At 68.1% G+C, this 14,219-nt stretch carries 14 protein-coding genes; 7 read left to right on the forward strand and 7 right to left on the reverse strand.

Annotation, left to right across the window (positions count from 1 at the left end):
* Position 1: 1 nt before the first annotated feature.
* The 3 genes from R5O87_RS10780 to R5O87_RS10790 form a co-directional block, all read right to left on the reverse strand.
* On the reverse strand, positions 2 to 1,534 hold the full coding sequence (locus R5O87_RS10780) for an ABC transporter substrate-binding protein (protein WP_410557648.1): 1,533 nt from the start codon (positions 1,532 to 1,534) through the stop codon (positions 2 to 4).
* 221 nt (positions 1,535 to 1,755) lie between these two features.
* Positions 1,756 to 2,766 carry a Gfo/Idh/MocA family protein gene (locus tag R5O87_RS10785; protein WP_410557647.1) on the reverse strand — a complete coding sequence of 337 codons (1,011 nt, stop codon included), beginning with the start codon at positions 2,764 to 2,766 and terminating at the stop codon, positions 1,756 to 1,758.
* The gene (locus R5O87_RS10790; protein WP_410557646.1) at positions 2,763 to 3,611 is read right to left on the reverse strand and encodes a sugar phosphate isomerase/epimerase family protein; all 849 of its coding nucleotides are present in this window, start codon (positions 3,609 to 3,611) and stop codon (positions 2,763 to 2,765) included. The genes R5O87_RS10785 and R5O87_RS10790 overlap by 4 nt, the downstream gene beginning before the upstream one ends.
* A gap of 298 nt (positions 3,612 to 3,909) precedes the next feature.
* Between R5O87_RS10790 and R5O87_RS10795 the strand changes: the two genes are divergently transcribed.
* Together R5O87_RS10795 and nadE are read left to right on the forward strand one after the other, a co-directional pair.
* Complete coding sequence (locus R5O87_RS10795) at positions 3,910 to 4,935, forward strand: LacI family DNA-binding transcriptional regulator (RefSeq protein WP_410557645.1); 1,026 nt, start codon at positions 3,910 to 3,912, stop codon at positions 4,933 to 4,935.
* 103 nt (positions 4,936 to 5,038) lie between these two features.
* Positions 5,039 to 5,893 (forward strand): ammonia-dependent NAD(+) synthetase, encoded by an 855-nt coding sequence (gene nadE, locus R5O87_RS10800; protein WP_410557644.1) that lies wholly within the window; start codon positions 5,039 to 5,041, stop codon positions 5,891 to 5,893.
* Positions 5,894 to 5,949: 56 nt separating this feature from the next.
* Here nadE and R5O87_RS10805 read toward each other — a convergent pair whose 3' ends face one another.
* Together R5O87_RS10805 and R5O87_RS10810 are read right to left on the reverse strand one after the other, a co-directional pair.
* Positions 5,950 to 6,864 carry an NADP-dependent oxidoreductase gene (locus R5O87_RS10805; RefSeq protein WP_410557643.1) on the reverse strand — a complete coding sequence of 305 codons (915 nt, stop codon included), beginning with the start codon at positions 6,862 to 6,864 and terminating at the stop codon, positions 5,950 to 5,952.
* Positions 6,865 to 7,047: 183 nt separating this feature from the next.
* Positions 7,048 to 7,839 (reverse strand): IclR family transcriptional regulator, encoded by a 792-nt coding sequence (locus tag R5O87_RS10810; protein WP_410557642.1) that lies wholly within the window; start codon positions 7,837 to 7,839, stop codon positions 7,048 to 7,050.
* 176 nt (positions 7,840 to 8,015) lie between these two features.
* Here R5O87_RS10810 and R5O87_RS10815 point away from each other — a divergent pair, with 176 nt between their 5' ends.
* Positions 8,016 to 8,747: a CoA transferase subunit A gene (locus tag R5O87_RS10815; RefSeq protein ID WP_410557641.1), complete on the forward strand. Its 732-nt coding sequence runs from the start codon at positions 8,016 to 8,018 to the stop codon at positions 8,745 to 8,747.
* A 12-nt stretch (positions 8,748 to 8,759) separates the two neighbouring features.
* Positions 8,760 to 9,440, forward strand: coding sequence for a CoA transferase subunit B (locus R5O87_RS10820; RefSeq protein ID WP_410557640.1), 681 nt, complete (start codon positions 8,760 to 8,762; stop codon positions 9,438 to 9,440).
* 79 nt (positions 9,441 to 9,519) lie between these two features.
* Here R5O87_RS10820 and R5O87_RS10825 read toward each other — a convergent pair whose 3' ends face one another.
* Positions 9,520 to 10,227 (reverse strand): ankyrin repeat domain-containing protein, encoded by a 708-nt coding sequence (locus tag R5O87_RS10825; RefSeq protein WP_410557712.1) that lies wholly within the window; start codon positions 10,225 to 10,227, stop codon positions 9,520 to 9,522.
* A gap of 121 nt (positions 10,228 to 10,348) precedes the next feature.
* Positions 10,349 to 10,954 (reverse strand): GlcG/HbpS family heme-binding protein, encoded by a 606-nt coding sequence (locus R5O87_RS10830; protein ID WP_410557639.1) that lies wholly within the window; start codon positions 10,952 to 10,954, stop codon positions 10,349 to 10,351.
* 259 nt (positions 10,955 to 11,213) lie between these two features.
* On the opposite strand from R5O87_RS10830, the gene R5O87_RS10835 reads away from it, so the two are divergent.
* The 3 genes from R5O87_RS10835 (at position 11,214) to R5O87_RS10845 (ending at position 14,199) form a co-directional block, all read left to right on the forward strand.
* Positions 11,214 to 12,428, forward strand: a complete 1,215-nt coding sequence (locus R5O87_RS10835) for a sensor histidine kinase (RefSeq protein WP_462836425.1) — start codon at positions 11,214 to 11,216, stop codon at positions 12,426 to 12,428.
* Positions 12,425 to 13,051 (forward strand): response regulator, encoded by a 627-nt coding sequence (locus R5O87_RS10840; RefSeq protein WP_410556452.1) that lies wholly within the window; start codon positions 12,425 to 12,427, stop codon positions 13,049 to 13,051. Before R5O87_RS10835 ends, R5O87_RS10840 begins: the two co-directional genes overlap by 4 nt.
* A gap of 92 nt (positions 13,052 to 13,143) precedes the next feature.
* The gene (locus R5O87_RS10845; RefSeq protein ID WP_410556451.1) at positions 13,144 to 14,199 is read left to right on the forward strand and encodes a zinc-dependent alcohol dehydrogenase family protein; all 1,056 of its coding nucleotides are present in this window, start codon (positions 13,144 to 13,146) and stop codon (positions 14,197 to 14,199) included.
* Positions 14,200 to 14,219 lie beyond the last annotated feature (20 nt).

The following is a 14,219-nucleotide window of genomic DNA, read 5'->3' on the forward strand; positions in this document are numbered from 1 at the left end:
CCTACTTGGCCGGCGAGTAGTTGTAGATGGACGGAACGGCCTGCTGGATCTGCGGCGTGACGTTCACCTTGGCGTTGTGGTAGTACATCTGGTTCACCCGGAACAGCGGGGCAAACCACGCCTGTTCCACCACGTATTTGTTGACTTCCTGGGCCAGCTTGCCTGCATCCTTGCCCCCGGTGCGGACAGCCTGGATCTTTTTCTCGAGCTCCGGCGTCGTGTTCTTGAACGGGTTGTACAGGGCCTTGGTGGAGACGATCTGGTCAATCGCTACAGTGGGCTCGCCCTGGAAGAGGTTGAAGAACAGTGCGTTGTACTTCCGGGCGGCAACGTCCGAGGTGAAGGTATTGGTGATCGCGGCACCGGGCTTCAGGGTGATGCCGACGTCTGCCAGTTGCTGCTGGAGAACCGAAATCAGGGTTTCAGCCCCCGGAAGGGTGGGGACGTCCAGAGTCACGTTGTTCTCGAAGCCGGATTCCTTCAGCAGCTGCCTGGCCTTGGCGGGGTCGTAGCTGTAGTAGTTTTCCAGCTCCTCCGACCATGCGCCGCTGTCCTTGCCAAACGGCTGCGACGTCGGAGTTCCCTGGCCGAGCATCACCTGTTCAAGGATCGTCTTGCCGTCGAACGCATAGTTGATGGCCTGGCGGACCTTGACGTTGGCCAGGGCCGGGTTCTTGGCACCGTCGCGGTCCAGCAGGAGCAATCCGGACCAGTCGACCTGGTTGGTTTCGAGCTTCATCTTGGCGCCTTCGGCCTGCTTGCCGTTTTTCGGGTCCAGGAGCGTGGCGTCGATCTGGCCGGAAACCAGGGCGTTGGTGCGGGCTGTGGGATCGGTCAGGATTTTGAGGGTGAGCTTCTGGAACTTCTGCAGGTCCTTGTTCCAGTAGTCCTTGCGCGCAGTGAAGACCGTCTGGGAATCCTTGACGGATGCGGCCTTGTCCATCACGTACGGGCCGGAGCCGACCGGCACGGTCTTGATGGCATCGGTGCCCAGGGCCTTGGGGCTTCCCATCAGGCCGGCGGCCTGGCTCAGGAAGTATTCCAGGGCGGGTTCCGCGGCGCTGAGGTTGATGTCGATGGTGTCCGCATCCACCACGCTCACGTCCTTCACGGAGGCGAGCTGGGCCATCTGGGGGCCGTTGGCCTTCTTGAAGTGGTCCAGGTTGGCCTTCGCGGCCTCGGCGTCGAACTTGGCGCCATCGCTGAAGGTGACGTCGGTCCGGAGGTCCACGGTGAGCTTGGTGTTGGTGCTGTTGTACTTCCAGTCGGTAGCCAGCATGGGGCTCAATTTCCCGTCCGGTTCGCGCAGGATCAGGGTGTCATACGCGGCCTGGTACGGCTGCAGCGCATGTCCGACGTGGGCCTGTGCGGGATCCCAGGAAGTGATGTCCCGGAGGGTGCCCAGCGTCAGCGCTGTTCCGGCGCTTCCACCGCCGGCGTTTGAGCCCGAGCCGGCGCCGCCGCCACATGCGGTGAGTGCCAGCGAGGCGCTCAGTACGATGGCGGCTGCTGCCGCCTTGGGACCTAACTTCATTGTTGGCTCCTTGAAAGGAATTAGAAGGGAGTCTGTAGAACGTGGGCTTTTGATGAGGCGGGTGTGGCGTGGGCCACACTGGCCGTCTGGGATTCAGAGTACGCACTGCTGCTCAGCTTGGCAACCGATTGTCAAAAATTGTTGCCATGTTTCTTAAATATGGTTCAGTGCAGCTCCAGGGTAAGACAGAGAGCAATGCAGCCGGTTGCCAAGTCAGACCATCAGGAGACCCTGGCAGCGGACTCCGGGTAGCTCTGGCGGTACACGTCCTTGACGATGCGCAAGGACTTTACGGCCTCCGCGGGACTGATCCAGAAGGGATCGGCATCGCCCAGCCGGGCGTAGAAATCGCTGATCAGCAACTCGTGCGAGACGCCCCAGTAGGACCGGCCGCCCGACTCACTGCGGCGCTCCGGGACCACCTCAACGCGCCCGTCCCCGTAGGCAACAGTGAGATCGCCGCGCAGGCTCAACACGGCCTCCTCCGTGACCACATCCAGGGTGACCGGGGCGTTGGTGGCATGGGCCAGAGTGGCATAGAACGCGCTCCGCGCACCGTTGGCGTGTTCCGCCACGAACTCCGCAGTGTCCTCCACCTCGATGGTTCCGCCCAGGAAGCGGGTGGAGGCGTTGCCGCTGACGGCCGTCACGTCACCCACCAGCCACTGGAGCAGGTCCACGGTGTGGATGGCCTGGTTCATCATCAGGCCTCCCCCGCCGCCTGCCCAGCTCCCCCGCCATGGCCGGTCGCGGTAATACTCCGCGGTGCGCTGCCACGTCACCGTGGCCGAAGCCCCCAGGACGCGCCCCAGGCCGCCTGTGGACAGCAGCGAATGCATGGCCTGCGACGTCGCGTTGTACCGGTTCTGGAAACACACCGCGATCTTCGCCCTGCCGGCAGCGGCGGCTTCGACCAGGCGCCGTCCCTCCGCGAGCGTATGGGCCAGCGGCTTCTCTACGATGACGTGCACGCCGCGCTCCAGGCAGTCCGCCGCGACCGACGCGTGCCGGTCATGCGGGGTGCAGATGTGCACCACGTCCGGGCGGACGGCTTCGATGAGGCTCTGGTGGTCCGCAAAGCCGGGGACGCCGTAGGCGGCCATCGCGGAAGCCAGCCGCTGCGGGTCCGGATCACAGACGCCCACCAAGGTGGCGCCGTCGAGCTTTGCTAATGCCTCGAAGTGCACAGAGGAGACATCGCCACAGCCGATGACGGCCGACGTCGTCCTCAAGACAGTTCTATTCCGTTTTTCGCGGCGAGCGCTGCGAAGGCGCGGGCAGCGGTTCCGAAAGCCACCGGGCCGGAGAAGCCGCCCAGTTCGTGGGCGCTGGCCAGGTGCGGTTCCAGCGAGGCGAAGCCGGTGAAACCGTCCGCCTTGAGGGCCGCGATGGTGGCCTCGAGTTCGCCGTCGCCTTCGCCGGCAGGCACCACTTCGCCGGTGGTCGAGAGCGCATCCTTGACCTGGAAGTACTCCAGGTACGGGCGCAGCATGGCGTAGCCGTCGGTGTAGGGCTTGACGCCCACCTGGACGAAGTTGGCGTTGTCCCAGGCGATGCGCAGGGCCGGCGAATCCACTGACTGCATGATGTCCAGCACGCGTTCCGGTGTATCGCCGTAGATCCCTTTTTCGTTCTCATGCAGAAGTACGACGCCGGACTGCCCGGCGAGCGCTGCAAGCGCACCCATGCGGGCCAGGACGTCCTCCCGGACGTCCTCGGGGCTTTGCCCCTCCGCCCGGTAGAAGGAAAAGATCCGGATGTACCGGGCGTCCAGGCCCCGGGCCACGGAGATGATCTGCTTCAGCCGGTCCAGCTCGTGTTCCACCGGGAGGCTGACGTCCACCTTGCCGATGGGGCTGGCGACCGCCGAGACCTTCAGGCCCTTGCTGTCCAGGATTTCCTTGAGCCGGGCAACCTGTGCGGAGTCCAGCTCGGAGACGTTGGTGCCCCAGGCGCTGCGGACCTCGATGTGGCTGGCCCCCAGGGCAAGCAGTACGGCGGCCTGCACCGCCGGGTCCGGGTCGATCTCGTCGCCGAATCCCGATAGCGGCCAGACGGTGGTTGGGGTTTTGCTCACGCGGGGTCTCCTGGTTTTCGCGGCCGCCGCGCGGCAGTCCGGTCCCGGTACAGTCCGTTCCCGGTCCGTTCCCGGCCTAAGCGCGGTGACGCAGTTCACAACAGTGTCGGAGCCAGTCTAGGTCCAGTGGCACGCTCATGACAACCGATTGCCAAACTTTGACAACCTGTGGCATTCTTTGTTCAACGGACCTGTGCCGCCAGTCACAGACCCGCCATTTTCGACCCGTGCCGCGAGGGCCCGGGCCTGCGGAGAGAGCCGCCAATTCAAGTGGCTCGTACGTTCAGAGAGGAGCGCCGTGGCTGCGACGCAACCAGCGGCAGTGGACCGGCCGGCCACCATCCACGATATTGCCGCGCTCTGCGGCGTGGCGGCCTCCACCGTTTCCCGCGCACTGTCCACCCCGGACCGCGTCAACATCCGCACACGCCAGCGGATCGAAGCGGCGGCCGCCCAGCTCCGCTATGTTCCCAACAGCCAGGCCAAAGCGCTGAGCTCCGGCCGGACCGGCGCCGTCGGGGTGCTGGTGCCGGATATCACCAACCCGTTCTACTTCGACCTCATCAGGGGAACCCAGCTGCAGCTCAAGGCGGCCGGATACACGCAGCTGCTGGTGGACACGGAGGAATCCGACGAGGTGGAGGCCAGCGCCGTCGAGCAGCTGCGCAAGAGCGCTGACGGAGTGGTGGTGGCAGCGTCCCGGCTCACCGACGACGCGCTGCTGGCCGCCGCCGAGAAGATGCCGATGGTCACCATCAACCGCGACGTTGCCGGCGTTCCCGCCGTCATCATCGACACGCCCTCGGCCACCACCCAGGCCCTGGACCACCTCATCTCGCTCGGCCACGGCAGCGTCGCCTACATCGCCGGCCCGGCAACCTCCCAGTCCAGCACCCGGCGGTGGGACACGTTGTCCGGGGCTGCCGAGGAGCGCGGCGTGGAGGTCCGCAGGCTGGGACCCTTCGCCCCGAAGACGCAGTCCGGAGCCGCCGCCGCCGATGCCGCCGTGCACAGCGGGGTGACGGCGTGCATCGTCTTCAACGACCTCATTGCCATCGGAATGCTCCAGCGCCTGCGCGAACGCGGCATCAGGGTGCCCGAGGACATGAGCATCGTGGGCTGCGACGACATCTTCGGCGCCGACTTCTGCAACCCGCCGCTGTCCACCATGGCCTCCCCCATCGAGCAGGCGGGCCGCGTCGCCGTCTCCATGCTGCTGGCCCAGCTGAACCCGCTGGCCGGCGGCGTCGCACGGAGCCGCTCCGTCATGCCCACGCACCTGACGGTCCGGGGCTCCACCGGCCCGGCACCGGCCGGGCGGTAGCCGCAGGGCGGCACCGGCCGGGCGGTAGCCGCAGGGTGGCAGCCGGGGGGACGCGGGCGGAAACAGTTGAGCCTTGCGGATTCCGCTGACTAGGCTGAGTTCCATGCGCACACTCCAAGCCAAGATCATCGAAGAAATGGGCGTCCAGCCCCGGATCGATCCCGCAGAGGAGGTGCGCAAACGCGTCACTTTCCTCAAGGAGTACCTCAAGGCCACCGGCACCAAGGGCTTTGTCCTGGGCATCTCCGGCGGCCTCGACTCGTCGCTCGCCGGGCGCCTCGCGCAGCTGGCGGTCGAGGAACTGCAGGCGGAGGGCACGGACGCGCAGTTCGTGGCGGTCCGTCTCCCCTACGGCGTCCAGCACGACGAGGAGGATGCGCAGGCGGCGCTGGATTTCATCAAGGCCTCCAAGGAATGGACCTTCAACATCTCCGCCGCCGTGGACGGCTTCGAGGACGAGTTCGAGAAGACTGTCGGCAACGGAATCTCCGACTTCCACAAGGGCAACACCAAGGCCCGCACGCGCATGATCGCCCAGTACGCCCTGGCCGGGGAGCACAACTACCTCGTCATCGGCACGGACCACGGCGCTGAATCGGTCACCGGGTTCTTCACCAAGTACGGCGACGGCGGGGCCGACATCCTGCCGCTGTTCGGCCTGAACAAACGGCAGAACCGGGCCCTGCTGGAGCACCTCGGCGCGCCGGAGCGCGTGTGGAAGAAGGTGCCCACCGCCGACCTGCTGGACGACCGGCCCGGCCGCACGGACGAGGACGAACTGGGCCTGAGCTACGACCAGATCGACGATTACCTCGAGGGCCGCGAGGTCGGCGACAGCGCCGCGGAACTGATCGAACAGAAGTACCTGCGGACCCGGCACAAGCGGACCGTTCCGGTCAGCATCTTCGACACCTGGTGGAAGCACGAGGGGCCGGAAGAGGCCCGGGCAGGGCTCTAGGCCCGGGCAGGGCTCCAGGCTTCCCGGACGCCGGACCGCCCACCCGGCGTCCAGCCCTACGGCAGCAGCAGGATCTTCCCCCGGCCGTGGCCGCCGCGGCTGATTTCCAGCGCGTCGGCAGCCTCGATCAGCGGCATCCGGTGCCCGATCGTGAAGGTGATTTGCCCTTCGGCGGCGAGCGTCCCCACCTCCGCGATCCGGCCTTCCACCTGCTGTACGGCTGCCAGCCCGGCGGCCGTTGCCTGCTCGCCCGGAACGGTGGTCACCGCCCGCCCGGTGCCCTGCAGCAGCTCGGCCGTGGCTGCCAGCGAATCCTCGCTCCCCACGGTGTCCAGGACCGCCGTGACCGTGCCCGCGTCCTCGGCCAGCGCCCGGACCCGGTCCGCGAGCCCGGGGCCGTACGTCACGGGTTCGGCGCCCAGCTCGCTGAGGTACTCCTGGTTGGCCTCCGACGCCGTGCCGATCACCCGCGCGCCGAAGGCCTGCGCGATCTGGACCGCGGCCGAGCCAACTCCACCGGCGGCGCCATGAATCAGCACCGTGTCCCCTGCTGCCACGGCAAGCTGCTTCAGGGCCGAGTACGCCGTGCCGCCTGCTACCGGGATACAGGCAGCCTGCTCGAAGTCCACGCCGGCCGGCAGGGGGGTCAGCTGGTCGGCGGGCACCACGAATTCCGTCCGGTAGCCGCCCAGCATCCCATTCCAGATGACCTCGTCACCTGCCGCAAACCCTTCGAAAGCGGGCCCGACGGCGGTCACGACGCCGGCCGCCTCGCTGCCCGGCACCGCCGGAAAGTCCAGGGGGACCCACTTTTTCAGGTAGCCGGCCACGAGCTTCCAGTCCACGGGGTTGACGCTGACCGCCCGGAACTCCACCCGCACCAGGCCATCACCCGGTTCGGCCAGCTTCTCCGTTCCCACCTTCAGGACCTGCGGATCGCCGTATTCCTCAAAGTAGACCCGTGTGCTCATGGCTCTGGCTCCTTCGATGCTGTCCAGCTCTTCTGCAGACAGCGCCGTCTGCAGGGCGGGGCCGGTCCGCGGGCGGCTTCCGCCTGCGGGGTGGACCCTCTGCAAGGTTAGGCACGGGCAGCGGGCACCACAACAGTTTCAGCGGTCCCGCCCGAGGACGTTGCGCCCGGCGAGGTGCTGCGGCTAGTTCTGCCGCCGGCGCTGTCCCGCGCCGAGCCGGACGGTGAGCCGGTGGGCCTCCTCCAGCAGAAGCCGGCCCAGCAGATCGCGCCGGTCCTCACGGAAGCGTGGCTCGATCCCGGTCAGGGACAGCGCCCAGGCCGGACGGCCGGCCTGGTCAAAGACCGCCGCGCCCATCCCCCAGCTGCCCTCCAGCACCAGGCCCGGGTTCACGGAGTAGCCGCGCCGGCGGGTCTGCTGCAAGCTGTCCCGGACCACATCCTCGGGGTGCCCACTGGCGTATTTGCCGGCGTGGGCAGCCCAGTCCCCCAGTATCTGCTCCTGCTCTGATTCGGGCAGGAACGCCATGATCGCTGTTCCGGCCGAGGCGACGCCCAGCGGAAAACGCACACCCTCGTGGAGCACGAAGGAGCGGACGGGGAAACTGCCCTCCTCGCGCAGCAGGCACACGGTCTCGCCACCCCGCCGGATCGAGAAGAAGGCACTCTCACCGGTTTCCTCGGCAAGCCGGCGCAGGCTGGGCCTCGCGAGGTCCTCCAACGGAAAACGCGCGGCCGCCACCGAGCCCATCAGCAGGGCCTCGGGGCCGAGCACCCAGTTCCCGCTCAGGGGGTCGTGGTCGAGGAGCCCCTCGGCCGCAAGCGACGTTAGCAGGCGGTGCACTGTGGGGCGGGTCAGTCCCGAGTCCCGCACCAGCTCCACCAGCGGGCTTCCTTCGGGCTTCCGTCCCACAATGCGCAGAAGCCCTGCGATGCGGCTGACGACCTGCGCGCCTTGGACCGGTGCCTGGTTCACAATCGCTCCTTGATCATCCATAATGTGGACACTTTCCAGCTTACCGTCCACAGTGTAAGAGCCGCGCCATGCAGGGGTAAAGGAACCTTGACACCGTCATAACAGCCCGCCTACGCTCCACACTCAGAACTAGCGTCCATAAAGTGGACTGCACCACAGCTCAACGAGGAGATGCGATGTCCAAGCTGAAATCCAGCGCCGCGGAAGCCCTGCACGATGTCCTGCGGGACGGGATCACCCTTGCCGTGGGCGGGTTCGGGCTGAGCGGCATCCCGGCTGACCTGATCGAGGCCGTCCGCGATTCCGGCGTGAAGGACCTGACCGTGGTGTCCAACAACATGGGCGTGGACGGTAAGGGCCTGGGCGTCCTGATCGAGGCCGGCCAGGTCCGCAAGGTCATCGCCTCATACGTGGGTGAGAACAAACTCTTCGCCGAGCAGTACCTCGCTGGCGTCCTCGAGGTGGAGTTCACCCCGCAGGGCACGCTGGCCGAGCGGCTGCGCGCCGGCGGGGCCGGCATCCCTGCGTTCTACACCAAAACCGGGGTGGGCACCCTGGTGGCCGAGGGCAAGCCGCACGAGGTGTTCGACGGCGAAACATACGTCCGGGAACGGGCCATCCTCGCCGACGTCGCACTGGTCCACGCCCACACGGCCGACGCCGACGGCAACTTGATCTACCGCTATACGGCCCGGAACTTCAACCCGGTGGTGGCCACCGCGGGCGCCGTCACCATCGCCGAAGCGGAGGTCATTGTCGAACCGGGCGCCCTGGACCCGAACAACATCGTCACCCCCGGCGTCTACGTCCAGCACCTGGTCCAGGCCAGCAACCGGGCCAAGGACATCGAACAGCGAACCGTCCGCGCCCGTGCGGATCAGGTCAGCCCCGAACTCGTCAACAACTAAAAGGAGATCCCCGTGGCCTGGACCCGGAATGAGATGGCCGCGATCGCGGCCGAGGAACTGAACGACGGCGACTACGTCAACCTGGGCATCGGCATCCCCACGCTGGTGGCCAACAACCTGCCCGATGGCGTCCGGGTTGTCCTGCAGAGCGAGAACGGACTTCTCGGCATGGGACCGTTTCCGTACGAGGGCGAGGAGGACGCCGACCTGATCAACGCCGGCAAGCAGACCGTCACCGTCCTGCCCGGCGGCAGCATCTTCGACTCCGCCACCTCCTTCGGCATGATCCGCGGCGGACACGTCAAAGTCGCCATCCTCGGCGCCATGCAGGTCTCCGGCAACGGCGACCTCGCCAACTGGACCATCCCCGGCAAAATGGTCAAAGGCATGGGCGGCGCCATGGACCTCGTCGCCGGGACACCGCGCGTCGTAGTCCTCACCGAACACAACGCCAAAGACGGCTCAGCCAAGATCGTTCCCGACTGCACCCTGCCCCTGACTGGCGTGAGCGTCGTGGACCGGATCATCAGCGACCTCGCCGTCTTCGATCTCCCCAAGACGGACGACGGCGGCCGGCAGCTGACGCTCGCCCGGCTCGCCCCCGGTGTCACCATGGAAGAAATCCGGGAGAAGACGGAAGCGGACTTCGCCGTGGCCGCGGACCTCGCCGAACCGGCCCGGCTTTGTCGCTGAAGGCGCGGTGAAACGGCCGAACCCTTGCGGCTGACGGTCCCAAAACCGGGCCAGTTCGGCGCTGTTGATTAGCCGGCGTTCAGCCCCGCCCGCGGATCAGCCGGGCGATCTCGGCAAGGCCCAGCCGCTCGGCGTTCTCCAAAGCCGTCCTGCCCTGCGGGTCGCGGATGCCGGGGTCCGCCCCGGCATCGAGCAGCTGCCGGACCACATCCTGCTGCCTCGGGCCTCCGTTGTTCAGGAGGATGGCTTCCTGCATCGCCGTCCAGCCGAGCTTGTTCACGTGGTTGACGGGGACACCGGCGGCGATCAGGATCCGCACCGTCTCCACGTGCCCGTGCTCACTGGCCGGGATCAGCGCGGTACCGCCGAAACGGTTGGTGCTCCGAACGTCCGCACTGTTGGCCAGGGTCAGCCGCAGGATCTCGTTGAAGCCCTCAGCACCGGCGTACAGGAACGCGGAATCCTGGATCGGGTCCTTGGCGTTCACGTTCCCGCCTTCGCTGATCAGCTGCGCCACAAGCGCCGCATCGTTGGCCTTCGCGGCCCGGACCAGCCGCTGGTCCAGCCTCCCCTGCTCGGCCGGGGACAGGGAGGGACGTGGGGCGGGAGCAGACGACGGCGGCCGCGGCGTGCCGCCCGCGCCAGAGCCACCCGCCGGGCTTTCCTTCGTTGCACCGCCAAGGCTTGAACTTCCCGGTGTTGAACTGGCCCCTGTTGAACTGGCTGAGGCCGGCTCAACGGCCGATGGGGAAGCGGAGGCGCACCCCGCCAGCAGGGACGCCACCAGTACCGCCGCGCCAGCGAGCGGAAGAGCGGCGGCCGGCCTGCCGCCGTCGTACCCGTCCCTGGCCTCACGCCGTTCCCGGCGCACGCCGTCGAACCCGTCCCCACCACCCACAGCCCGCAACCTACTTGACGGCGATTGCGGCGGCGCCGGCCTCGGCGCAGGCTTCATCGAGCTTGCCGTCCGGAGCGCCACCGACGCCGATGCCCGCCACGGAGACCCCGTTGACCTTCAGCGGGACGCCGCCCGGGAGGAAGAGGGTGCCGGGAAGGTCAGCGATGCTCGGCCCGTTGCCGCTGATGCGCTTGGCGAGTTCGCTCGTGGGGCTGCCGAACGCTGCTGCGGTGTACGCCTTCTGCTTGGCGGACTCGATGGTGTGCTCGGCGGCGTTGTCGCCGCGCAGGAGGGCCTGTACGGTGCCGAAGCGGTCCACCAGGGCAACGGTCACGAAGGGCAGCTTGTCGGCCTGGCACTTGGCGAGCGCAGCGCCCACCGCCTTCGCCGAGGCGCCAACGGTGATCCGGTTCTGGGTTACGACGTTATCCGCACCCGGCTGGACATCGGCGGCGGGCACGGCTGCCGGCGCCGCGGCGGGCTGTATTGCGGCCGCCGCGGGCTGGACCGAAGCGGGGGAAGACCCTGACCCGGCGTTGGCGACGGCGGTGGCACCGGCGGTGATCGCGAGCGCTCCGGCTGCCGCGGCGGCAAAAATCTTCTGGGACTTCTTCACGGGGTTCTCCTTCGGTGGGCGGCGGGGGGCCGGCTGGGTATGTCAGGACCGGAATCCGGTGGTTGCGTATCCGGTGGTTTCGGGCAGCCAAACGGCTGCATTTCCATGGTGGACCTGCGCCGCCGGGGGCGCATCAGGCCATCAGGTGGAGCCGGGTGGTCCTTCCGGCTGGCGGTATCAGCCAAAAGGCTGAGAGACCAGCAACGGCGCGGGCAATAGCATGGTTCGTAGCACGCCACCCACCGGAACCGGACCCGCCATGCCCTCCCCAGCCCCCACCGCCGCACCGGCACTTCCCCATGCACGCACCGGCCCCATTCCGGGCAGCCGGCTTGGACGGATAGACGCCGCAGTCCATCTGGGCTTCGCCGTGCTCATCGTCGCCTCGGTGGTGCGCTACGTGATGCGGCACAGTGCCCAGGACAACCTGCTGGTCCTCGCGCTTGCCGCCGCCGCCTGCGCCCTCTACGCGGTCATCGCCGTGCTCGCGCAGCGCCGGCGGCCCTGGGCACTGTGGATGTTCGTCCTCGTGGCCGTCTGGGCCGTGCTGGTGGTCTCCGCGCCCAGCTTCGCCTGGTGCTCGTTTGCGCTGTTCTTCCTGTGCCGCATCGCCTTCACCGGCGCCGTCGCCTACGCTGCGGCGGGGGCGACGGCGGCAGCCACCGCCGCGGGGCTGTTCCGGCTCAGCGACGGCACGGACCTGGCCATGCTCCTGGGCCCGCTCGCCGTAGGCGTCCTGCTGACCCTCATCTACGACCGCATCGAGCACGATGCCGCCGAGCAGCGCCGCCTGCATTCGGAGGTGTCCCTCGCCCAGGGGCAGCTGGCCGCCAGCGAGCGCCGCGCCGGCACCATCGCCGAACGCGAGCGTGTTTCCCGGGAGATCCACGACACCGTGACGCAGGGCCTCGCCAGCAGCCTTCTCCTCCTCGAGGCGGCAAACCGCGCCTGGCCGGAGCCGGCGTCCCGGCAGGACCTCCGGCAGGCCACTGAGCTGCTGCGCCGGAACCTTTCCGATACCCGCAGCCTGGTCCACGAACTTGCCTCCCCCGGCCTCGACGCCTCGCCGCTGCCTGACGCCCTGCTCCAGGCCGCTGCCCTGTACGTGCCGGATGCCCGGCTGCTGGTCACCGGCGAACCGAGGGCAGTCGCCGCCGAGGTCCGCCACGCACTCCTCCGGGTGGTGCAGAGCGCGGCCGCGAACATCAAGCTGCACGCCTCGGCAAGCACCACGACCATCACCCTCGGCTTCCTGCCGGACGCGGTCACGCTGGACATTTACGACGACGGCACGGGCTTTGATCCGGCGGCGGTAGCACCGCCGTCGGACGCCGGAGGGTACGGACTGCGGGCGATGCGGCAGCGGGTGGAGCAGCTGGGCGGCGCCTTCTCGGTGGAAAGCGCCCCGGGCGAGGGAACTGTTGTGGCGGCGCAAGTGCCGGTCAAACACCTGCCGGTGAAGGGGGAAGAATGAGCGCAATCACCGTGATCCTCGTGGACGACCATCTCGTGGTCCGCAGCGGGCTGAAGGCCCTGCTGGGGACGCAGCCGGACATCGAGGTGGTTGCCGAAGCCTCCTCGGGCGAGGAAGCCCTGGCCGCCGTGGAAGCGCACACCCCCGACGTCGTGGTGATGGACCTGGCCATGGGACCGGGCATGGACGGGATCGAGGCCATCAGGAAGCTCCGCGAACGCAACCGCCGGCAGGCAGTGCTGGTCTTCACCACCTACGATTCCGACGCCGACATCGTCCGCGCCGTGGATGCCGGGGCCATGGGCTACCTCCTCAAGGACGCCGCGCCGGAGGAGATCTTCGCCGCCGTCCGGGGCGCCGTCCAGGGCAAAAGCGTCATGAGCCCGCCGGTGGCCTCCCGCCTGTTCCAGCAGCTGCGCAATCCCGACGAGGTCCTGACCCCGCGGGAGGCCGAGCTGCTGAGCCTCCTCACGGAAGGGCTCAGCAACAGGGAACTGGGGCAGCGGCTGTTCATCTCCGAGGCCACCGTCAAGACCCACCTCGCCCACATCTACGCCAAGCTGGGCGTGGAGACCCGGGCCGCTGCCATCGCCACCGCCATCCGCCGCGAGGGGATGCGCTAGCCGCCTGATGGGCCGTGTGCTCTAAAAGCAACGCTCCCGGCAGCAGGGCTAGACTCGATCCCGTCCAGCCCCGCCCTTCGAGAGGAGCAGCCATGCGCGCCACCATCATCCACGGACCCGGAGACATCAGGGTGGAGGACCGCGACTACCCGGCCATCCAGCTCCCCACGGACGCCGTGGTCCGCGTGACGGCGGCCTGCGTCTGCGGCTCGGACCTGTGGCCGTACCGCGGCGTGAAGCCCGTCCGCCATGCCTCCGCCATCGGCCATGAATTCGTGGGCGTCGTGGAAAGCACAGGCGCCGACGTGTCCACGCTCCGGGCGGGCGACTTTGTGATCGCCCCCTTCGTGGTCAGCTGCGGACAGTGCCCGCAGTGCCTGAACGGCGTCACCGTTGCCTGCGACCACCTCGCCGGCTGGGGCGGAAAGGACGACGCCGGATTCGCTGTGGACGGCGGCCAGGGCCAGGCCGTGCGCGTCCCGCTCGCCGAATCGACGCTCGTCAAGGTGCCTGATATGGGTGAACCGGACGCAAAGCTGCGCAACAGCCTGCTGACCCTCTCGGACGTCATGGCCACCGGGCACCACGCCGCCGTCAGCGCCCAGGTGGGTCCCGGCCGGACCGTTGTGGTGGTGGGCGACGGCGCTGTGGGGCTCTGCGGCGTCCTGGCGTCCCAGCGGCTCGGCGCCGAGCGGATCATCGCGATGTCCCGCCACGCCGACCGGCAGGCCATTGCCCGTGAGTTCGGTGCCACCGACATTGTGGAGGAACGCGGGGACGACGGCGTCGCCAAGGTCCGTGAACTGCTCGGCGGAGTGCTGGCCGATTCGGTGCTCGAATGCGTGGGCACCAAGGAGTCCATGGAGCAGGCACTGCATTCCGTCCGGCCCGGCGGCGCCCTGGGCTTCGTCGGGGTCCCCACAGGCGGCGCGGAGATTCCGCTGCGGTACCTGTTCGACAAGAACATCACCGTGTCCGGCGGAATGGCTCCCGCCCGGACCTACATTCCAGAGCTGCTCAAGGATGTGCTGTCCGGCGCCATCAATCCCGGGCGGGTGTTCGACGTCGAGATGCCCCTGGAGGACGCGCCCGAAGCCTATAAGGCGATGGATGAGCGCCGGGCCATCAAGGTGCTCCTGACGCCGTAGAACGGTTGCGCGGGCCCGGC

The organism is Arthrobacter globiformis, assembly GCF_046536215.2.
In the GTDB taxonomy this organism is placed as follows: domain Bacteria; phylum Actinomycetota; class Actinomycetes; order Actinomycetales; family Micrococcaceae; genus Arthrobacter; species Arthrobacter globiformis_E.